The organism is Rhizobium sp. PEPV16, from assembly GCF_008919455.1.
GTDB lineage: Bacteria > Pseudomonadota > Alphaproteobacteria > Rhizobiales > Rhizobiaceae > Rhizobium > Rhizobium leguminosarum_Q.
Map to the genome: position 1 here is coordinate 11,664 of NZ_VSZV01000321.1, position 19,553 is coordinate 31,216.

General features: G+C 61.5%; 15 protein-coding genes and 2 pseudogenes. 14 read left to right on the forward strand and 3 right to left on the reverse strand.

What is annotated here, in order from left to right; all coding sequences use genetic code 11:
• Positions 1–228 (forward strand): annotated as a pseudogene (locus FY112_RS20580) (tetracycline resistance MFS efflux pump); the annotation flags it as partial.
• Positions 229–370: 142 nt separating this feature from the next.
• Positions 371–1,774, forward strand: coding sequence for an MATE family efflux transporter (locus tag FY112_RS20585; protein WP_072637714.1), 1,404 nt, complete (start codon positions 371–373; stop codon positions 1,772–1,774).
• Positions 1,775–1,899: 125 nt separating this feature from the next.
• Here FY112_RS20585 and FY112_RS20590 read toward each other — a convergent pair whose 3' ends face one another.
• Together FY112_RS20590 and carA are read right to left on the reverse strand one after the other, a co-directional pair.
• Entirely contained in the window at positions 1,900–2,220 is a 321-nt protein-coding gene (locus tag FY112_RS20590; protein ID WP_065280776.1) for an antibiotic biosynthesis monooxygenase, read from the reverse strand.
• 128 nt (positions 2,221–2,348) lie between these two features.
• Entirely contained in the window at positions 2,349–3,554 is a 1,206-nt protein-coding gene (gene carA / locus FY112_RS20595; RefSeq protein WP_131719319.1) for a glutamine-hydrolyzing carbamoyl-phosphate synthase small subunit, read from the reverse strand.
• Between the two features lie 273 nt (positions 3,555–3,827).
• Between carA and FY112_RS20600 the strand changes: the two genes are divergently transcribed.
• Positions 3,828–4,283: a GatB/YqeY domain-containing protein gene (locus tag FY112_RS20600; protein WP_151519162.1), complete on the forward strand. Its 456-nt coding sequence runs from the start codon at positions 3,828–3,830 to the stop codon at positions 4,281–4,283.
• 3 nt (positions 4,284–4,286) lie between these two features.
• Here FY112_RS20600 and FY112_RS20605 read toward each other — a convergent pair whose 3' ends face one another.
• Positions 4,287–5,177, reverse strand: a complete 891-nt coding sequence (locus FY112_RS20605) for a hypothetical protein (RefSeq protein WP_131719310.1) — start codon at positions 5,175–5,177, stop codon at positions 4,287–4,289.
• A 671-nt stretch (positions 5,178–5,848) separates the two neighbouring features.
• Here FY112_RS20605 and dnaG point away from each other — a divergent pair.
• The 11 genes and pseudogenes from dnaG to FY112_RS20680 all read left to right on the forward strand — a co-directional run bounded on the left by dnaG (position 5,849) and on the right by FY112_RS20680 (position 19,540).
• On the forward strand, positions 5,849–7,858 hold the full coding sequence (dnaG, locus tag FY112_RS20615; protein WP_131719311.1) for a DNA primase: 2,010 nt from the start codon (positions 5,849–5,851) through the stop codon (positions 7,856–7,858).
• Positions 7,858–9,747: a DNA helicase RecQ gene (recQ, locus tag FY112_RS20620; RefSeq protein WP_131719312.1), complete on the forward strand. Its 1,890-nt coding sequence runs from the start codon at positions 7,858–7,860 to the stop codon at positions 9,745–9,747. The genes dnaG and recQ overlap by 1 nt, the downstream gene beginning before the upstream one ends.
• Before the next feature lie 148 nt (positions 9,748–9,895).
• Positions 9,896–10,624, forward strand: coding sequence for a class I SAM-dependent methyltransferase (locus FY112_RS20625; RefSeq protein WP_151519163.1), 729 nt, complete (start codon positions 9,896–9,898; stop codon positions 10,622–10,624).
• Positions 10,625–10,689: 65 nt separating this feature from the next.
• The gene (locus tag FY112_RS20630; RefSeq protein WP_151519164.1) at positions 10,690–11,877 is read left to right on the forward strand and encodes a glycine C-acetyltransferase; all 1,188 of its coding nucleotides are present in this window, start codon (positions 10,690–10,692) and stop codon (positions 11,875–11,877) included.
• A 110-nt stretch (positions 11,878–11,987) separates the two neighbouring features.
• Positions 11,988–13,025 (forward strand): L-threonine 3-dehydrogenase, encoded by a 1,038-nt coding sequence (gene tdh, locus FY112_RS20635; protein ID WP_011652887.1) that lies wholly within the window; start codon positions 11,988–11,990, stop codon positions 13,023–13,025.
• 9 nt (positions 13,026–13,034) lie between these two features.
• Positions 13,035–13,382 (forward strand): GFA family protein, encoded by a 348-nt coding sequence (locus FY112_RS20640; protein WP_094088730.1) that lies wholly within the window; start codon positions 13,035–13,037, stop codon positions 13,380–13,382.
• A 467-nt stretch (positions 13,383–13,849) separates the two neighbouring features.
• Complete coding sequence (gene rpoD / locus FY112_RS20645) at positions 13,850–15,907, forward strand: RNA polymerase sigma factor RpoD (protein WP_017961411.1); 2,058 nt, start codon at positions 13,850–13,852, stop codon at positions 15,905–15,907.
• 445 nt (positions 15,908–16,352) lie between these two features.
• Complete coding sequence (locus FY112_RS37940; RefSeq protein WP_246700715.1) at positions 16,353–16,736, forward strand: hypothetical protein; 384 nt, start codon at positions 16,353–16,355, stop codon at positions 16,734–16,736.
• Positions 16,721–17,710: a group II intron reverse transcriptase/maturase gene (ltrA, locus tag FY112_RS20655; RefSeq protein WP_246700716.1), complete on the forward strand. Its 990-nt coding sequence runs from the start codon at positions 16,721–16,723 to the stop codon at positions 17,708–17,710. The genes FY112_RS37940 and ltrA overlap by 16 nt, the downstream gene beginning before the upstream one ends.
• A 351-nt stretch (positions 17,711–18,061) precedes the next feature.
• Positions 18,062–18,355 (forward strand): GYD domain-containing protein, encoded by a 294-nt coding sequence (locus tag FY112_RS20665; protein WP_003541605.1) that lies wholly within the window; start codon positions 18,062–18,064, stop codon positions 18,353–18,355.
• A 445-nt stretch (positions 18,356–18,800) separates the two neighbouring features.
• Positions 18,801–19,540, forward strand: a pseudogene (locus FY112_RS20680) (DUF930 domain-containing protein).
• Positions 19,541–19,553: the final 13 nt, after the last annotated feature.

A 19,553-nucleotide genomic window follows, 5' to 3' on the forward strand; every position in this document is an offset into this window, starting at 1 on the left:
CAGGGCGAGCTGCAGGGCGCGCTGACCAGCCTCAGCAGCATCACCACCATTGTCGGGCCACTGATCTTCACGCAGATGTTTTCCTATTTCACGCGGCCTGAGGCGCCCGTCACTTTTGCCGGCGCGCCGTATCTCACGGCCGCCGTGCTCATCCTTCTGGCCGCCGGGGTATTCCTCACAAGGGTTCGGGTGAGGGAGCCGGCCGAGGCGCTGGAAGCCACGGGCTGATCGATCAGAAATGGTGATGCGATGATGAATTTTTCATCACCTGCCTCATTTGGGGTAGTTCTTTGCAGGGCTTTGATCTAAGCCCGGATGATATTTCGCCGCAAGCTGCGGCGACGCATATTTCAATCACAGGACTGGTGTCATGGACACGCCGATCGACGCGCGCAGGCTTGCGCCGACAACCGATAATCGTTGGGGTGCACATTTCCGTGCCACGCTGGCGCTCGGCATTCCGCTGATCGGCGCCCAGCTCGCTCAGCTCGGCATCCACACCACCGATGTGATGATCGTCGGACGTCTCGGCGCCGAGCAGCTGGCGGCGATGGTGCTGTCGGCCCAGTTCCTCTTCACGATCCTCATCTTCGGTTCGGGCTTTGCCATCGCCGTCATTCCGCTGGTAGCGCAGGCCTATGGCCGCGGCGACCTCGTCTCGGTGCGCCGGTCGCTGCGCATGGGCCTGTGGGTGGTGATCGCATACTGGGTCATCATGCAGCCGGCCTTCTTCAATGCGGAACAGATCCTGCTTTTTGCGCAGCAGAAGCCCGAGGTGGCCAAGCTCGCCCACGGCTATATCATGATCGGTCAGTTCGGCGTACTGCCGGCGCTGCTCTTCAACGTCATGCGCTCGCTTGTCAGTGCAATCGGCAAGGCAGGCGTCATCCTCAACGTCACCATCGTCACGCTGGTGATGAATGCGATCTTCGCCTATGCCCTGGTGCTAGGTCATTTCGGCTTTCCGGCAATGGGGCTCGAAGGGGCGGCGATCGTTTCGGTCGTCGTGCAGACAGCCGGCTTCCTCTTCATCCTGGCTTTCGTGCAGCGGCGGGAAGAGACGCGGCGCTACGAGATCTTCGTGCGATTCTGGAAACCCGACTGGCACGCGCTGCTGGAGGTCATCCGGCTCGGTTTCCCGATCAGCGTCACCATCCTCGCCGAGGTCAGTCTGTTCACGGTGGCCTCGCTGCTGATGGGCTATATCGGCACCATCGAGCTCGCCGCCCACGGCATAGCCCTGCAATGGGCCTCGATCGCCTTCATGATCCCACTCGGCCTCAGCCAGGCGGCAACGGTGCGCGTCGGTGTCGCGCATGGGCAGGGCGATTATCAGGGGCTGGTGCGCGCTTCGATCACCGTGCTCGTCCTCGCCTGCGCCATTTCGGCGGTGGGCAGCGTGCTTTTTGCCTCCATGCCGCAATTCCTCGGCAGCTGGTTCCTCGACGTCAACTCGCCCGAGGCGCCGGAGGTGCTTGCCTATGCCGGACCGCTGATCGTCGTTGCCGGGCTTTTCCAGCTCGTCGATGGGCTGCAGGTGATTGCCAATGGATTGCTGCGCGGCCTCAAGGACGCACGCGTGCCGATGATCATGGCGTTGATCGCCTACTGGCCGATCGGCTTCTTCCTCGCCTGGGCCTTTGCCTTGCCGCTCGGTTTCGGCGGCATCGGCATCTGGTTCGGCTTCCTCGTCGGGCTGGCGGCGGCCGCCGTCATGCTCTGCGCACGCTTCTACCTTCTCCTTCGCCGCGAAGGAGTGACGGCCGGCGCCTAGAACGGGATGATTTTAGGCCGAGTCGCTTAAAATCATCCCGTTCTAAACCAAATAGTTAGAGCATGATGTCGTCCGAAAACCGCTGACACTTTTCGGCATCATGCTCTAGCCGGCCGTCTTTATCCTCAAGCCGCGACAGGTTTGTAGCTGGCAATATCGGCACGAATGCCGAGACGCGAAAACATTTCCTGCGGATCGAAATTTGCGGCCTTATGAGCGGCCGCCACGGCTGCCCGCGCGCGCTCGACGACTTCGGTATTTTCCCATTCGGCAATCGTGACGAAATTGAATTCGCCCGGACCGGCGACCTGCTCCAGCACCCTGTGATCGATGAAACCGTCCTGCGCTTCCAACACTTTGTGGGTCATCATCACTTTGACGAGAAATTCCTCGCGTGCCGCCGCCGGCACGATGAACTTGTCTACTCGAAAGAAAGCTCCGCTCATCCAGTTTTCTCCTGCATCAGATGTCTGCAGGCAGATCTGTAATTCCTCAAGTTAAGCTGAGGTCAATATGCGGATAAAGAAAAAGGCCCGTTGAACGGGCCTTCCTCGGAAATGGGCATTTTTTGAAATCAGCGTTCGGCGAGCGCCGGTTCGCCCTTCTTCTCACGCACCATGTTGATGAAGCGACGGAAGAGATAGTGGCTGTCCTGCGGGCCAGGAGAGGCTTCCGGATGATGCTGGACCGAGAAGACCTGCTTGCCGAGGACGCGCAGGCCGCAATTGGTGCCGTCGAAGAGCGAAATATGAGTCTCTTCAACCCCATCCGGCAGCGACTTCGAGTCGACCGCGAAGCCGTGGTTCATCGAGACGATCTCGACCTTGCCGGTCGTATGGTCCTTGACGGGGTGGTTGGCGCCGTGATGGCCCTGATGCATCTTCTCGGTCTTCGCGCCAAGTGCCAAGCCCAGCATCTGGTGGCCGAGGCAGATGCCGAAGACCGGGATATCGGTCTTGATCAGTGTCTTGATCACAGGCACGGCATAGTCGCCGGTTGCCGCCGGATCGCCAGGGCCGTTCGACAGGAAGATGCCGTCCGGCTGCATGGCGAGCACGTCTTCGGCGCTCGTTGCGGCCGGCACGACGGTCACCTTGCAGTCGAGGCCGGCAAACAGGCGCAGGATGTTGCGCTTGACGCCGTAATCGAGGCAGACGACGTGGTATTTCGCGTCCGTCGCCTTGAGCTCACCGTAACCTTCATTCCAGACCCACGGCGTTTCGGTCCATTGCGAGGACTGGCCCGACGAGGCGATCTTGGCGAGGTCGAGACCTTCGAGGCCGCTCCAGGCTTTGGCTTCGGCCTTCAGCGCCTCGATGTCGAAGACGCCGTTCGGATCGTGGGCGATCACCGCGTTCGGAGCGCCGTTCTCACGGATCCAGGCGGTCAGCGCGCGCGTGTCGATACCGCAGAGACCGATGACGCCGCGCGCCTTCAGCCATTGGTCGAGGTGCTTGGCGGCGCGGTAGTTCGAGGGCTCAGTGATGTCGGCCTTGAAGATTACGCCGACGGCGCCGTGGCGGGCGGCCGGCGTCAGATCCTCGATGTCTTCATCATTGGTGCCGATATTGCCGATATGCGGGAAGGTGAAGGTGACGATCTGGCCTAGATAGGAGGGGTCCGTCAGGATCTCCTCATAGCCGGTCAGCGCTGTGTTGAAGACCACTTCGGCCGGCACCTTGCCGGTGGCGCCGATGCCCTTGCCTTCGATGACCGTGCCGTCGGCAAGAACGAGCAGGGCGGTCGGCTTTTCGATTGTCCAGGGTGCTGTCGCGGTCATCTTCATCCCGTTTCCGGCGATCGGTGCGCGCGTTGCCGCGGCTGGCCGCCTTTTGATCTCGCAGGCGTGTGGACGCGGCAATGCCTCGCGCTTCAGGCCTGATCACGAATTTTGGTGCAGGTGGCGGTAAATAGCCACGCAATCGCTTGCGGTCAATCTTTGTAGCCGAGATTGCTGCCGTTTTCCTGCGCTTTATCGCACAGACCGCGCAATTTATTTGATCCCCCGCATCAGCGTGGTTTATGAAGCGGCATCAAAACAGGAGTGAAGACCATGCTGCGCGATCAACTCGCCACCCAGCTGAAAGCGGCGATGAAGGCCAAGAATGCGGAGCGGCTTTCCACCGTCCGGCTGATTCAGGCCGCGGTCAAGGACCGCGATATCGCCAATCGCGGCACCGGCAAGGAGCAGGCGAGCGACGACGAGATCCTGCAGATTCTCGCCAAGATGGTGAAGCAGCGCGACGAATCGGCCAAGATCTACGAGGAGAATTCCCGCCCGGAGCTTGCCGCCAAGGAGCGTGCCGAAATCACCGTCATCCAGGATTTCATGCCGAAGCAGCTTTCGGACAGTGAAGTGCGCGCCAACGTCTCGGCGATCATCGCCGAGACGGGTGCCGCGGGCGCCAAGGACATGGGCAAGGTGATGGCGGCGCTGAAGGAGCGTTATGCCGGCCAGATGGATTTCGCCAAGGCGTCGGCGACCGTCAAGGAACTGTTGAACGGATAAGCCTCAGATAACCCGTCTTGCCTGCGGTTCGTCACGGACCGCAGGCCCGAGCACCGCTTCGGCGGCGGCATCGATGATGGCGAATTTCGCCGCCTGATAATTCCAATATTCGCAGATGAAGCGGCCCGACAGCCAGAAGTCGCCCTTGCGGGAGGGTTCCGTCCAGCCGATGCTCTCCATGGTCGCTGCCTGCATCAGAAGCCGCTTCAGGTGGGTATTGGAGATCATGAACTGTTCGCGGATTTCCCGGAGCGACAGAGGGCCGAGAACGACGCGGTCGGCTGTCCTTGGAAATTCGGGAAGGCGCGAGATCATATAGTCCATCACCAGCCCGCCGGAATTCGCCCAGTTGAAGAGGTTGAAGGTGGCGCCCGGGCTGCGCACCGCTTCACTCCCGATGATCGCTCTTGCGATTAGCGGCTGGATCGCTGCCATCATCGCCGAGGGGTCGGCGGTGATCTTATCGGCGCGCTCGCCGCCGTCGAGGCTGTCGAGGATCATCATATGGGCGACGAGCCATCGGGTGAAATGCTGCTCGGCGATTTCGGTGGGCTCCAGGTAGCGTGTGCGCTTGTCGGGGCCGGGAACCGGCCGCAGGAAGCGGTAGGCCAGCATTTCCTGCATGAAGGCCGCGGCCGTGTTGCGGCTGGCGATATTGTTCCTGACCGCAAAATCGATGAAGCGGCCGGAATAGAGGCCGCCGCTCCTCCCGTCGTCGGAATAACCGTAATGAAGCGCGAAGCCGGCATGGGCCATCAGCCAGCGCTGTTGCGCGGCGAAGATCGAGGCTATGCGCGGGCTCTCGCGATAGATGGCGAGCATCTGATCGGCGCAATGCAGGATGGCAGCGAGAAAGCGATCGTCAGCTGCAAGATTATCCGCGGTAAAAGCCATTTGGAGAGGTCCAGGGAGTTCGGCGCATACATCTTTCATGCAAGCGCCGCCTGTCAACGGTTTTATCGATAAGCGGTTAATTTCAAAGGGAGAGTTGTCGCAGGGAGAGCCAAAAATTTAAGAAGGCAGGAGCTGGGGGCGCTCCTGCCTTCTTGCTCTTTGCTTCCACCGGCACGCAGGGCCGAAGCCCAAGCCGGAGGGTATTTGCAAAGGCACCCTTGCGAAGCGGCGCCGGGGGTAGGGATGGTGCTTCGCTCGGGGATCGCTTTGTTGAGATCGAACCTATTGCGGTGTGGCGGCTTATTCAAATTACAAAAAAATAATAATTGCCGGAATCGGCGTTTTGGGAGGCGTCGAAGCGGACTCTCGGGAGGCGGCCTGGAGGATGATGAAGCGCAGTCATCAGAGGTAATAATCCTTTGTTTCCAAAAGATTTTCCTCGGTTCTGTCAAGGGCCGCCGCTCTTGTTGAAGCGTTTATGACGATGGAATTCCGGCCCCTGTGAGGACGATAATGTCGCACCCTGTCGCAGGGAGCGATAACGCGTTGTTGATTGGATAATCCGCGCCGCCGAAGACGGCCGTAAAGCCTGTGAATAGCGGGTTTTCATGACAAGTTTCGTGGCATGGAGCGGAAAAGCAGCTTATATGGAGGCTGATCAAGAGGTATAAATGCGCTTTTCCAACACCTTCCTCGATGATATTCGCGACCGCGTTCCGATTTCGAACGTGATCGCGCGCCGCGTGAGCTGGGACAAGCGGAAGACCAACGTGTCGCGCGGCGATTACTGGGCCTGCTGCCCGTTCCACGGCGAAAAATCGCCGAGCTTCCATTGCGAGGACCGAAAGGGCCGCTATCACTGCTTCGGCTGTGGCGTCACCGGCGACCATTTCCGTTTCCTGACAGAACTTGAAGGTCTGAGTTTCCCCGAGGCGGTACAGCAGATCGCCGATATGGCCGGTGTGCCGATGCCGCTTGCCGATCCTGTGATGGAGAAGCGCGAGAAGGAGCGCGGCTCGCTGATCGACGTCATGGAAATGGCGACACAGTTTTTCCAGGATCAGCTGCAGACGGCGAATGGGGCGAGGGCGCGCGCCTATCTGCGCGACCGCGGACTGACGGGCCGCACCATCGAGACCTTCCGTCTCGGCTATGCGCCCGACAGCCGCAATGCGCTGAAGGAATTCCTCGCCGGCAAGGGTGTTTCCAAGGAGCAGATCGAGGCCTGCGGCCTGGTCGTCCATGAAAACGTGCCGGTTTCCTACGATCGTTTCCGCGACCGCATCATGTTCCCGATCCTTTCGTCGCGGGAAAAGGTGATCGCCTTCGGCGGCCGCGCCATGGCGGCCGATGCGCCGGCGAAATATCTGAACTCCAACGAGACGGAGCTCTTCCACAAGGGCAATGTCCTTTACAATTTCGCCCGTGCGCGGCGGGCGATCCAGGGACCGGGCCGCGGCGATCCTCAAGACGACAATGCGACCGGCACCATCATCGCCGTCGAGGGCTATATGGACGTGATCGCGCTACATCAGGCGGGCATCGAGAATGCCGTTGCGCCGCTTGGCACGGCGCTCACCGAAAACCAGCTCGAGCTGCTCTGGAAGATGGTGCCGCAACCGGTGCTCTGCTTCGACGGCGACGGCGCCGGCATCCGCGCGGCCAATCGCGCTGCCGAACTGGCGTTGCCGCATCTGAAGCCCGGCCGTTCCGTTCGCTTCGCGCTTCTGCCCGACGGCAAGGATCCCGACGATCTCGTGCGCGATGACGGGCGGGCGCCCTTCGACAAGGTGATGAGCCAGGCAAAGCCGCTTTCCGAGATGCTGTGGAGCCGGGAGGTCAACACCGGCAAGTTCGACACGCCGGAGGCGCGCGCCGAGCTCGAGGCGCGGCTGAAGCAACTGGTCGCCGTCATCGCCGACGAGAACGTCCGCCGTCACTATCAGCAGGATATTCGCGATCGGCTGAACGCCTTCTTCCAGCCGCAGTTCCAGAATCGCAACAATGGCGATCGCCGCGGCGGCTTCAACGGCAATGGCAATTACCGGACGGGCCGCGACAATGCGGGCAAGGCCGGGCCGAAAAGCCCCAGTGTCATTTCAGAAAGGCTCGCCCGCTCGGGTCCCGTGCGCGGCCACCAGAACAATACGGCGCTGCGCGAATGCGTGCTGGCGTTGACCGTCGTCAATCATCCCTCGCTGATGATCGACGATTATGACGAGATCGCCGCGATCGAATATGACAGCCGCGAGCTGCAGCGGCTCTGGTCGGCGATGCTGGGAGCTGCGGCTTCCGTCGCCGGCCCGCATCTGACGCGCGAATATCTGACCGAAAGGCTGGAATTCGAAGGCTTCGGCCCGCTCATCAAGAGCCTCGACCAGCAGGTGCGCAATGCCCGGCTGTGGATCGCGACCGAGGAGGCGGCGATGGAGGATGCGCGTGAGGGATACCGCCAGGCACTGGCCTCCCACAAGCGGGCGAAGGCGCTGCGCCGGCAGAAGATCGAACTCGAGCGTGAGATCGCGCTGGCGACCGAAGCCGGCGACGGCGAGGCGATCGTTCAGCTGATGCGAGCGCAGCAGGAAGTGCATTTCGAAGGGGTGCGCCTTGAGAACCAGGAGGCCATCATCGACGGCTTCGGCGTGCTCTCCGGCCGCGTCAAAGGGGCGGCGAACCACTGATGTCGCTGACCGAACGAAACGAACCGGGCTTTTCCGCCTCCGGCGCGCTGTTTTCTTCCGGCCGCTCGCCGCTCGATATCCTCAAGCAGGTCTACGGCTATTCCTCCTTCCGCGGCAAGCAGCAGCAGGTGGTCGAGCATGTGGTTTCCGGCGGCGATGCGGTCGTGCTCTTTCCCACAGGTGCGGGCAAATCGCTGTGCTTCCAGATCCCGGCGCTCTGCCGCGACGGTGTGGGTATTGTCGTTTCGCCGCTGATTGCGCTGATGCGCGATCAGGTGGAGGCGATGAAGCAGCTCGGCATCCGCGCCGCAGCACTCAACTCGTCGCTGTCGCGCGAGGAGTTCGTCGAGGTTCGCCGCGCGCTCTCGGCGGGTCAGCTCGATCTTCTCTACGTCACGCCCGAGCGCATTTTGACGGATGGTTTCCGCGAGCTGATCGCCAACGAGAAGATCGCGCTGTTTGCGATTGACGAGGCCCATTGCGTCTCGCAATGGGGCCATGATTTCCGGCCGGAGTATCGCGAACTCGGCCGGCTCGGCGAGCAATATCCCGGTGTGCCCAGGGTGGCGCTGACGGCGACGGCCGATCCGCATACGCGCGACGACATGATCGAGCGGCTGGGTTTGGATTCTGCCGAGATATTCACCACTAGCTTCGACCGCCCGAACATTGCCTACGAGATCGTCGAGCGTGATCAGCCGCGCCAGCAGCTGCTGCGGTTCCTGTCCGGCCACAAGGGCGACAGCGGCATCGTCTATTGCCTGTCGCGCGCCAAGGTCGAGGATACGGCTGAATGGCTGAACGGGCAGGGCATTCGCGCCCGTGCCTATCATGCCGGCATGGACAGGGCGGTTCGTGACGCCAATCAGGATGCCTTCCTGAAAGAAGAGAACCTTTGCCTGGTCGCCACCGTCGCCTTCGGCATGGGCATCGACAAACCGAACGTGCGTTATGTCGCCCATCTCGATCTGCCGGGTTCGGTGGAAGCCTATTATCAGGAGACCGGGCGTGCCGGCCGCGACGGCCTGCCGTCCGAGGTCTGGATGGCCTACGGTATGGCCGACGTGATCCAGCGCGGCCGGATGATCGACGAGGGCAGTGCCGCCGCGGAGATCAAGCGGGTCGAACGCGCCAAGCTCAATGCGTTGCTCGCGATCTGCGAGACCGCCTCCTGCCGCCGTCAGGCGATCCTTGCTCATTTCGGCGAGGCGCATGCCGGACAATGCGGCAATTGCGACACCTGCCTGAAGCCGGTCGAGACCTGGGAGGGCACGGAGGCGGCGATCAAGGCGCTTGCCGCCGTCTACCGCACCGGCGAGCGTTTCGGCGCTGGCCATGTCGTCGACGTGCTTCTTGGCAACGTCAACGAAAAGACCGAGCGTTTCGGCCACACCGAGATGCCGGTTTTCGGGGCCGGCAAGGATATTTCGGCACGCGTCTGGCAGTCGGTCTTGCGCCAGTTGCTTGCCATGGGGCTGATCCGTGTCGACCACGAGGCCTTCGGGGCGCTGAAACTCGAGCCGGAGGCGCGCGCCGTCTTCAAACACGAGCGGCGAGTGTTCTTCCGCAAGGACCGGCCGGCCTCGGAACGGCGCACGAAAAAGGCAGAGCGCAGCGAACGCAAATCGGGACTATCAGGCGCCGACGGCAGTCTCTTCGAGGCACTGCGGGCCGAGCGCATGGCGATCGCGAAATCGCTCGGCGTACCGCCCTATGTCGTCTTTCCCGATACCACGCTGATAGCTTTCGCCACCGAGAAGCCGCGCAGCCGCAAGGAACTGCTCGCCATATCAGGCGTCGGGCAGGCGAAGCTGGAGCGTTACGGCGATGCCTTCCTCGAGATCATCGTTTGCGCAGGACAAGGGTTAACAGGCCCGCCAGATCCTTGAGATCGGGCGCGGGGGCATGGTAGTGCTGCCTCTACAGCGCCGCGCGTCTTTCAGACGCGCAAAGGACGCTGTAGCACTTTGAATTGCTGCATAATTTCTCCTGAAATCGATACTGATTTAAGGAATTATGCAGTAGGGAGGAGCGCCGATGGCCCAGAATATCTACGACCGACCGGAATTCTTCGCCGGATATAGCGGCATGAGGCGATCCGTGCACGGGCTCGACGGAGCATCGGAGTGGCCGGCGGTGCGCGCGTTGCTGCCCGATCTTGCCGGCAAGCGCGTCGTCGATCTCGGTTGCGGCTTCGGCTGGTTTTCGCGTTTTGCCGTGGGCCAGGGTGCTGCAAGCGTGCTTGCGCTCGACATCTCGGAAAAGATGATCGCCAGAGCGAAGGCCGATACGGCGGAAGCAGCGATCACCTACGAGATCGCCGATCTCGAGCATCTCACACTTGCTCAAGCTTCCTTCGATTTCGCCTATAGCTCGCTGGCGCTGCATTATATCGAGGATTTTGCCGGTCTCGCCGCGACGGTCTATCGCGCGCTTTTGCCGGGATCGCAATTCGTCTTCACCATCGAGCATCCGATCTTCATGGCGCCGACCAATCCCGCCTGGGCAGCCGATGCCGAGGGGCGGCGCATCTGGCCGCTCGACCGTTATTCCGTCGAAGGTCTGCGCACCACCGACTGGCTTGCCAAGGGTTTGGTCAAGCAGCACCGCAAGCTCGGCACGACGCTCAACACATTGATCGCGGCCGGCTTTACCATTCGCCATGTCGAGGAGTGGAGCCCGAACGAAGATGAGCTCCACGACAATCCAGATTGGGCGGAGGAGATGGACCGGCCGATGTTCCTGCTGATCTCGGTCCAGCGCTGAGAAGACAAGCCGGCGGCAATATGCTAACCCGGCGGGCAAAACGAAATCTCTGGGAAAGGCCGTCCATGACCTCGCAATTTCTCTCCCATCTCAGCAACGAGATCTCAGCGCTGAAGGATGCCGGCCTCTACAAATCCGAGCGCGTCATCAGCTCCAAGCAGGCGGGCGAGATCGCGATTTCCACCGGCGAGCGGGTGCTGAATTTCTGCGCCAACAACTATCTCGGCCTTGCCGATAACGAGGAGCTGGCCGAGGCCGGCAAGCAGGCGCTCGACCGATACGGCTACGGCATGGCTTCGGTGCGCTTCATCTGCGGCACGCAGGAAGAGCATAAGCAGCTCGAAGCGCGCATCTCCTCTTTCCTCGGCATGGAAGACACGATCCTCTATTCCTCCTGCTTCGACGCCAATGGCGGCCTGTTCGAAACGCTGCTGTCGGAAGAGGACGCGATCATCTCGGACGCGCTGAACCATGCCTCGATCATCGACGGTGTGAGGCTCTCGAAGGCCAAGCGCTTCCGCTACGCCAACAACGATATGGCAGCGCTCAAGGAGGAACTGAAAAAGGCCGAAGGCAGCCGCTTCAAGCTGGTCGCCACCGACGGTGTCTTCTCGATGGACGGGATCATCGCCAATCTCGGCGGCGTCTGCGATCTTGCCGAGAAATACGGTGCGATGGTCATGGTCGATGACAGCCATGCTGTCGGCTTCGTCGGCAAGAACGGCCGTGGGTCGCCGGAATATTGCGGCGTCGAGGGCCGGATCGACATCATCACCGGCACGCTCGGCAAGGCGCTCGGCGGCGCCTCGGGCGGCTATACCTCGGCCAAGGCGGAAGTCGTCGAATGGCTGCGGCAGCGCTCGCGGCCCTATCTGTTCTCGAATACGCTGGCGCCCGTCATCGCCGCCGCCTCGCTCAAGGTGTTCGACCTCATCGAAAACGGCGATACCCTGCGTAAGCGCCTTTCCGACAATGCCGATCTCTTCCGCACCGAAATGACCAAGCTCGGCTTCACGCTTGCCGGCGAAGGCCATCCGATCATTCCCGTCATGCTTGGCGATGCCAAACTCGCCCAGGATTTGGCCGGCCTGATGCTGAAGAAAGGGATCTATGTGATCGGCTTCTCCTTCCCCGTCGTACCGAAAGGCCAGGCCCGCATCCGCACACAGATGTCGGCGGCGCATTCGCGGGCGGATGTGGAGCGGGCAATTGCGGCCTTTGCCGAGGCAGGGCGGGAACTGGGTGTGATTTGAGTTTGACGGCGTGCCGTGCCGCCCCCTCATCCGCCCTACGGGCACCTTCTCCCCGCTGGGGAGAAGGGGGGACAGCAAAGTCGGGCGCCAAGTAAGGGTGGATATTGCTGATGTCGAACATGATGAAGGCGCTGGTCAAAGCGAAACCGGAAGTCGGGCTCTGGATGGAGAATGTGCCGGTGCCCGAGGTCGGGCCGAACGATGTGCTGATCCGGGTGAAGAAATCGGCGATCTGCGGCACCGACGTCCATATCTGGAACTGGGACCAATGGGCGCAGAAGACCATTCCGGTGCCGATGGTGGTCGGCCATGAATTCTCCGGCGAGATCGCCGAGATCGGTTCGGCGGTCACCCGCTATCATGTCGGCGAGCGGGTCTCCGGCGAGGGGCATATCGTCTGCGGCAAGTGCCGCAACTGCCGGGCGGGCAGGGGACATCTCTGCCGCAACACGCTCGGCGTCGGCGTCAACCGGCCGGGCTCCTTCGGCGAATTCGTCTGCATTCCCGAAAGCAATGTCGTGCCGATCCCGGATGATATTTCCGACGAGATCGCCGCGATCTTCGATCCGTTCGGCAATGCCGTGCACACCGCGCTCTCCTTCGATCTCGTCGGCGAGGACGTGCTCGTCACCGGTGCCGGGCCGATCGGCATCATGGGCGCGCTCGTCGCCAAGCGATCCGGCGCCCGCAAGGTCGTCATCACCGATATCAATCCGCACCGGCTGGAGCTGGCGCGCAAGCTCGGCATCGACCATGTCGTCGATGCATCGAAGGAAAACCTCGCCGATGTGATGAAGGCGATCGGCATGACGGAGGGATTCGACGTCGGGCTGGAAATGTCGGGGGCCGCACCTGCCTTCCGCGATATGATCGACAAGATGAACAATGGCGGCAAGATCGCCATTCTCGGCATCGCGCCGGCGGGCTTCGAAATCGACTGGAACAAGGTGATCTTCAAGATGCTCAATCTCAAGGGCATCTACGGCCGCGAGATGTTCGAGACCTGGTACAAGATGATCGCCTTCGTCCAGGGCGGTCTCGATCTCGCGCCCATCATCACCCACCGGATCGGCATCGACGATTTTCGCGACGGCTTCGAGGCGATGCGGTCGGGCAATTCCGGCAAGGTCGTGATGGACTGGATGTGAGGAGACGACATGCTCTATGAAGGTAGCTGCCATTGCGGCAACGTGGCTTTCGAGGTCGAAGGCGAATTCACCGAGGCGCTCGATTGCAATTGTTCGCTTTGCCGCAGGCGCGGCGGACTTCTCGCCTTCGTGCCGCGCGAGAAGCTGGCGCTGAAAACGCCGGAGGGCAATCTCTCGACTTATACTTTCAACCGACATGTCATTCGGCATCACTTCTGCGCCCATTGCGGGATCGCGCCGTTCGGCGAGGCCGTGGGTCCGAACGGCGCGGCGATGGCTTCGATCAATCTGCGCTGCATTCCCGCGGTCGATATCGGCGCGCTGACGGTGAAGCCGTATGACGGCGCGGCGCGTTAGCCGATATCCGTCAGGCAATGGCGAATAGATCCTTCGCACAACTGCGAAAATGGCAGAAATGACTGGTACGGCGGGCAAAATATTTGCTGCCCTTGTCTTTTGTTCGCCGCATCTTAAATAAGGGTTCGCAATCGCTGCCGCGGTTCAAAGCCTGTGGATAAGGCTTTTTCCGTATTTTTGTGGGCTTTTTTTCTGGAAAAGCTTGACGAGAACAAAAAATGTGGGAATCACCGTTCGACTTGTTGAATGGTGAACTGGGTCAAGGCGGATCGCGCAACCATGGCCGGAAATCCAAGAGCAAGAAAGCTTTGCTGTCCGGTGCCGGTAATCGTGGTTAATCAGGCTTTAAATGTCATCCCGTTAGGTGGGCAAAGGTGATTCGAGGGCGGCGCGTGCGGCGCGTCAGGCCCTGAGACAGCCCGTTCACCGTAGCGAGATTGGATAGCGTCAGGAAGGCGACGATATAAATGGCAACCAAGGTCAAAGAGAACGAAGACGCGGAAGTCGAACGCGACAGCGCAAGCGACGGCCCTCTTCTCGATCTTTCCGACGACGCGGTCAAGAAGATGATCAAGGCCGCCAAGAAGCGCGGCTATGTGACGATGGACGAGCTGAACGCCGTCTTGCCGTCCGAAGAAGTGACGTCCGAGCAGATCGAAGACACGATGTCGATGCTGTCCGACATGGGCATCAACGTCATCGAAGACGAGGAAGCCGAGGAAGCCGGTGCTTCCGGCGGCAGCGATGACGACGACGCCGGCGGCGACGAGGAGAGCGAAGGCGGCGAACTCGCGCCCTCGAGCGGCACCGCGCTTGCGACTGCCAAGAAAAAAGAACCGACCGACCGTACCGACGATCCGGTGCGCATGTACCTGCGCGAAATGGGCTCGGTGGAGCTTCTGTCCCGCGAGGGCGAAATCGCGATCGCCAAGCGTATCGAGGCCGGCCGCGAGACGATGATCGCGGGTCTCTGCGAGAGCCCGCTGACCTTCCAGGCGCTGATCATTTGGCGCGACGAACTCAACGAAGGCACGACGTTGCTGCGCGAGATCATCGATCTCGAAACGACCTATTCCGGCCCTGAAGCCAAGGCTGCGCCGCAGTTCCAGAGCCCGGAGAAGATCGAAGCCGATCGCAAGCTCGCAGAAGAGAAAGAAAAGACCCGTCGCGCCCGCTCCGGCGACGACGACATCACCGATGTCGGCGGCGAAGGCCTGCCTCCCGAGGAGGAGGAAGAGGACGAGGACGAATCCAACCTTTCGCTGGCGGCGATGGAAGCCGAGCTTCGCCCGCAGGTGATGGAGACGCTCGATACGATCGCCGAGACCTACAAGAAGCTGCGCAAGCTGCAGGACCAGCAGGTCGAGCAGCGGCTGTCGGCTTCCGGCACGCTGTCCACTGCCCAAGAGCGCCGTTACAAGGAACTCAAAGATGAGCTCATCAAAGCCGTCAAATCTCTGTCCTTGAACCAGAACCGCATCGACGCCCTCGTCGAGCAGCTCTACGACATCAACAAGCGCCTCGTTTCCAACGAGGGCCGCCTGCTGCGTCTGGCCGAATCCTACGGCGTCAAGCGCGACTCCTTCCTGGAGCAGTACCAGGGCGCCGAACTCGATCCGAACTGGATGAAGTCGATCGGCAATCTGGCCGCCCGCGGCTGGAAGGAATTCGCCAGGGGCGAAAACACGACGATCCGCGACATTCGCCAGGAAATCCAGAATCTGGCGACCGAAACCGGTATCTCGATCTCGGAATTCCGCCGCATCGTGCATATGGTGCAGAAGGGCGAGCGCGAAGCGCGCATCGCCAAGAAGGAAATGGTCGAAGCGAACCTTCGCCTCGTCATCTCCATCGCCAAGAAGTACACGAACCGCGGCCTGCAGTTCCTCGACCTCATTCAGGAAGGCAATATCGGCCTGATGAAAGCGGTCGACAAGTTCGAATACCGCCGCGGCTACAAGTTCTCGACCTATGCGACATGGTGGATTCGTCAGGCGATCACCCGTTCGATCGCCGACCAGGCCCGCACGATCCGCATTCCGGTGCACATGATCGAGACGATCAACAAGATCGTCCGCACGTCGCGCCAGATGCTGCACGAGATCGGCCGCGAGCCGACACCGGAAGAACTGGCCGAAAAGCTGGCCATGCCGCTCGAAAAGGTCCGCAAGGTCCTGAAGATCGCCAAGGAGCCGATCTCGCTCGAAACCCCTGTGGGCGACGAAGAGGATTCGCATCTCGGCGATTTCATCGAGGACAAGAACGCGCTGCTGCCGATCGACGCCGCTATCCAGGCGAACCTGCGCGAGACGACGACCCGTGTTCTCGCCTCGCTGACGCCGCGCGAAGAACGTGTTCTGCGCATGCGCTTCGGCATCGGCATGAACACCGACCACACGCTCGAAGAAGTCGGCCAGCAGTTCTCGGTCACCCGCGAACGTATTCGCCAGATCGAGGCGAAGGCGCTGCGCAAGCTGAAGCATCCGAGCCGCTCCAGAAAGCTGAGAAGCTTCCTCGACAGCTAAGGCTTCGGCCACGTCGTTCTGATTGGAAAAGCCGGGCTTCGCGCCCGGCTTTTGCTTGTGCGCCCAGCATGGGCGCATTCTTGTGGGTGCAAGTCCCACCGTAAGCTGGTCATAGCGAGCGAAGAGAAGCGCAACTGCGGAAGGGTGACTGACCGTGGGAAGGAAGCGTGGATCGAAACTGCGGGCCGATGGACAAGAACCGGATATGAGGCGGTGCCGACCAGGGCGAGCGGGCAAGCGACCGCGAAGCTCTTGTGACCAAGGGGCGGTGGCGTAAATCCGGCGGTCGTGCAGTGAAGGAATGCGTTCTTACCTGGGGAGATCTCGCCTTGCGCCTGAAAGGGCGACGGTGTCGAGCGGGAGTGAGAAGTCAGCAGAGGCCGTAGTAGGGAGCGCTTTGGCGCGAACGAAGGGCCGAACGAGAGAGAGTGAAGTTTCCCCGAGGATGAGCAAGGCCATGCGTCAGATGCCGGGAATGTCCGGGAGGTCGGAGAGGCAGACGGGTGAAGCCCGTCGGTGCTGCGATCTTGACGAAGCCGCGCCCCCGCCGAAGATCGGGAACGACACAGGCGCAGGGCTGCTTGAGGCGGTCCTGAGGCGAGAGAACCTCCTGAAGGCCTGGAAGCAGGTGCGGGCCAACAAAGGCGCGGCTGGCGCGGACGGACTGGACATCGACCAGACGGCCGCGATGCTGCGCACCGCCTGGCCCGCCATCCGCGACAGCCTGCGGGAGGGGACGTACCGGCCGCAGCCGGTGCGTCGGGTGATGATCCCGAAGCCTGGGGTGGCGAGCGTGAGCTTGGTATCCCCACGGTGCTGGACCGCCTGATCCAACAGGCGCTCCTGCAAATCCTGCAGCCGATCCTCGATCCGACTTTCAGCCAGCACAGCTACGGCTTCCGTCCGGGAAAGAGTGCGCACGATGCCGTCTTGGCGGCGCAATCGTTCGTGCAGTCCGGGCGGCGGGTCGTTGTGGACGTTGACCTGGAGAAGTTCTTCGACCGGGTCGACCACGACATCCTGATCGACCGTCTGCGCAAGAAAATCCCTGATCCCGGCGTGATCCGCCTGGTACGGGCTTATCTGCACGCCGACATTGTTGATGGGGGTGTGGTCATCAAGCGGACCAGAGGCACGCCACAGGGCGGGCCATTGTCGCCGCTTCTGGCCAATGTGTTGCTGGATGAGGTGGACAAGGAACTTGAACGGCGGGGCCACGCCTTCTGCCGCTATGCCGACGACTGCAACGTCTATGTGCGGTCGCGGCGGGCGGGTGAACGGGTGATGGCCCTGCTGCGGCGCCTCTATGGCCGACTTCACCTGACGGTGAACGAGGCCAAGAGCGCCGTTGCCAGCGTCTTCGGCCGGAAATTCCTCGGCTACGCCTTCTGGCGAGCCGGAGGGAGGGTCAAGAGACGGGTTGCCGACAAGGCCATCAAGGCGTTCAAGGATCGCATCCGCGAACTGACGTCGCGCGTGACGGGACGGTCTCTGAAGGCCGTGGTCGAACGGCTAAGCGTCTTCGTGCGCGGATGGAAAGCCTACTTCCGGCTGGCGCAAACACCGTCGGTCCGGCAAGCGTTGGACGAGTGGATGCGCCACCGATTGCGGGCTATCCAGCTCAAGCAATGGAAGCATAGCAGGACCATCTTCCGGGAGTTGACGGCTAGGGGAGCAAAATTCGATGTGGCCCGGCAAGTGGCAACAAATGCCGGCCACTGGTGGCGCAACAGCGCAAAGCTCCTCAACGCCGTCCTCACGATCAAATGGGCAGACCAGCTCGGAATGCCCAGACTCGTCTAACCTCAATCTCTCGAACCGCCCGGTGCGGACCCGCATGCCGGGTGGTGTGGCAGGGGTGCGATCAATAGGATCGCCCCCTATGCCGATTTCATGACTAATACCAATGATCCCGGCATCTTTCTTGTCCCTCCATGGCGACAAGCCTATAATCCGGCCACGGGGGAAGGCATCGATCGCAACGCGCGAGCGAGGGTTGACGTGTGCCTGCGTGAACCAATCCTCCGCTAGATCCGGGTGATTTCAGGCCTGACGGGCCTAAAATCTGAATCTGGATCCACATCAAAGAAATAGAGCATGACGTCGTCCGAAAACGGCTGACACTTTTCGGCATCATGCTCTGGGAGGTGCGACATGACCACTTACATTCTTTTGATCAATTGGACGGATCAGGGCATCCGCAATGTGCGCGACTCGGCAAAACGGCTGGATGCCGCGAAGAAATTGCTCACCAGCGTCGGAGGCTCCATCAACCAATTCTACCTGACGATGGGCGGGCATGACATGGTCGCCGTCTGCGAGGCGCCCGATGATGCCGTCATGGCGCATTTTACCCTTTCGCTGGCGATGGGCGGCAATGTCCGCACTGAGACGTTGAAGGCATTCCCGGAGGCCGCCTACCGAGATCTCATTGGCTCGCTCGGGTAGCTAGAGCCTTTCCGGGTTAGATTGAAGCATTCTGCCGGAGCAGGTTTTCGTCAGGGCAGAGGCGATTGGCGAAGGGCATACCCCTTGGTACGTCCGAGCCGATCACCTCTGCCCTGGCGGAAAGATGCCCGGCCCTTCGGGTTGGCTGAAACGGGCCGGCTGATCGACCGGCCGGCTTGGCCGTAGAGCTTGGCTACGACGCGCGCCGGCCGGTCGACCATCCGACTCCGTTTGAGCCAACAGAATGCTTCAATCTAACCCGGAAAGGCTCTAGGGCCGGAGATTGTCGATCTTAGATGTTGCGGAGCACTCGCTGCGCTGGCAGTGTCGCGGCGTGCTTCAATTTCCGCGGCAGGCTCCGGCCCGACTTTTCGGCAAACTCATGATGAAAGCGCTCCTCAGTTTCATGATCGTCATCGATCGTCCGACAGCCGCTTCCTGACCGATGGAACTGGCGGCGGGCAAATGGGATGACGGGATCCAGCAGGGCGCTGCGGCGTCGTTCGCGCTGCATGCCATCGCGATCCTGCTCCTTCTGCTGCTGTTGCCGAAGGCCGAGCCGCCGCTGCCATTGCCGGATGATGGTCTCTCGGTGGAGATCGTCCCGCAGGCCGTGGAATCGCTGAAAATGCCTGAGCCCGCGCCAAAGCGCCTTCTCCGGAAGAGGCAAAGCCTGAGGCGGCTAAACCCGAAGCCGAGCCGGCGGCGCCGGTAGCAAATAATCCGCCTGCCGCGGCAATGCTCCCCGCGGCACCAATCGCTCCGCCGGCGCCTAAGCCGACGGAATTCGTCGAGGCAAGACAGCTGTTTTCCGACGAGGTCCTTGCCGATCCACGCAGCCGCCGCGCCCGCGAGGCGCTGCGTGGCCTTGCCGGCAGCGAGCGCAATCTGCAGCTCTGTGATCTCGAGGCGCTGGAGCAGGTCCGCCGGACGCAGCCGGCCATGGCGCCGGATGCGCTTGCGCCCTATGCGATGGCGGCGGAGAAGGTCAGCGGCAACAGCGTCGAGGTGAAGGGCGGCGCCTTCCGCAGCAAACGCAAGTGGTACAACATCCAATTCAAATGCGAGCTCGATGCCGGCTCCGGCAAGATCGTGTCCTTCGCCTTCCTCGTCGGCGATGCCATTCCGCAAGGTGAATGGCAAGAGCACAATCTGGTGGCCGAGGATGGCGCCGCCGACCAATAACCCTCGTCGCTGC

Coding starts and splice junctions, on each gene's coding strand:
- FY112_RS20585 (WP_072637714.1), top strand. CDS start 371: ATGGACACGCCGATCGACGCGCGCAGGCTTGCGCCGACAACCGATAAT.
- FY112_RS20590 (WP_065280776.1), bottom strand. CDS start 2,220: ATGAGCGGAGCTTTCTTTCGAGTAGACAAGTTCATCGTGCCGGCGGCG.
- carA (WP_131719319.1), bottom strand. CDS start 3,554: ATGACCGCGACAGCACCCTGGACAATCGAAAAGCCGACCGCCCTGCTC.
- FY112_RS20600 (WP_151519162.1), top strand. CDS start 3,828: ATGCTGCGCGATCAACTCGCCACCCAGCTGAAAGCGGCGATGAAGGCC.
- FY112_RS20605 (WP_131719310.1), bottom strand. CDS start 5,177: ATGGCTTTTACCGCGGATAATCTTGCAGCTGACGATCGCTTTCTCGCT.
- dnaG (WP_131719311.1), top strand. CDS start 5,849: ATGCGCTTTTCCAACACCTTCCTCGATGATATTCGCGACCGCGTTCCG.
- recQ (WP_131719312.1), top strand. CDS start 7,858: ATGTCGCTGACCGAACGAAACGAACCGGGCTTTTCCGCCTCCGGCGCG.
- FY112_RS20625 (WP_151519163.1), top strand. CDS start 9,896: ATGGCCCAGAATATCTACGACCGACCGGAATTCTTCGCCGGATATAGC.
- FY112_RS20630 (WP_151519164.1), top strand. CDS start 10,690: ATGACCTCGCAATTTCTCTCCCATCTCAGCAACGAGATCTCAGCGCTG.
- tdh (WP_011652887.1), top strand. CDS start 11,988: ATGTCGAACATGATGAAGGCGCTGGTCAAAGCGAAACCGGAAGTCGGG.
- FY112_RS20640 (WP_094088730.1), top strand. CDS start 13,035: ATGCTCTATGAAGGTAGCTGCCATTGCGGCAACGTGGCTTTCGAGGTC.
- rpoD (WP_017961411.1), top strand. CDS start 13,850: ATGGCAACCAAGGTCAAAGAGAACGAAGACGCGGAAGTCGAACGCGAC.
- FY112_RS37940 (WP_246700715.1), top strand. CDS start 16,353: ATGAGCAAGGCCATGCGTCAGATGCCGGGAATGTCCGGGAGGTCGGAG.
- FY112_RS20665 (WP_003541605.1), top strand. CDS start 18,062: ATGACCACTTACATTCTTTTGATCAATTGGACGGATCAGGGCATCCGC.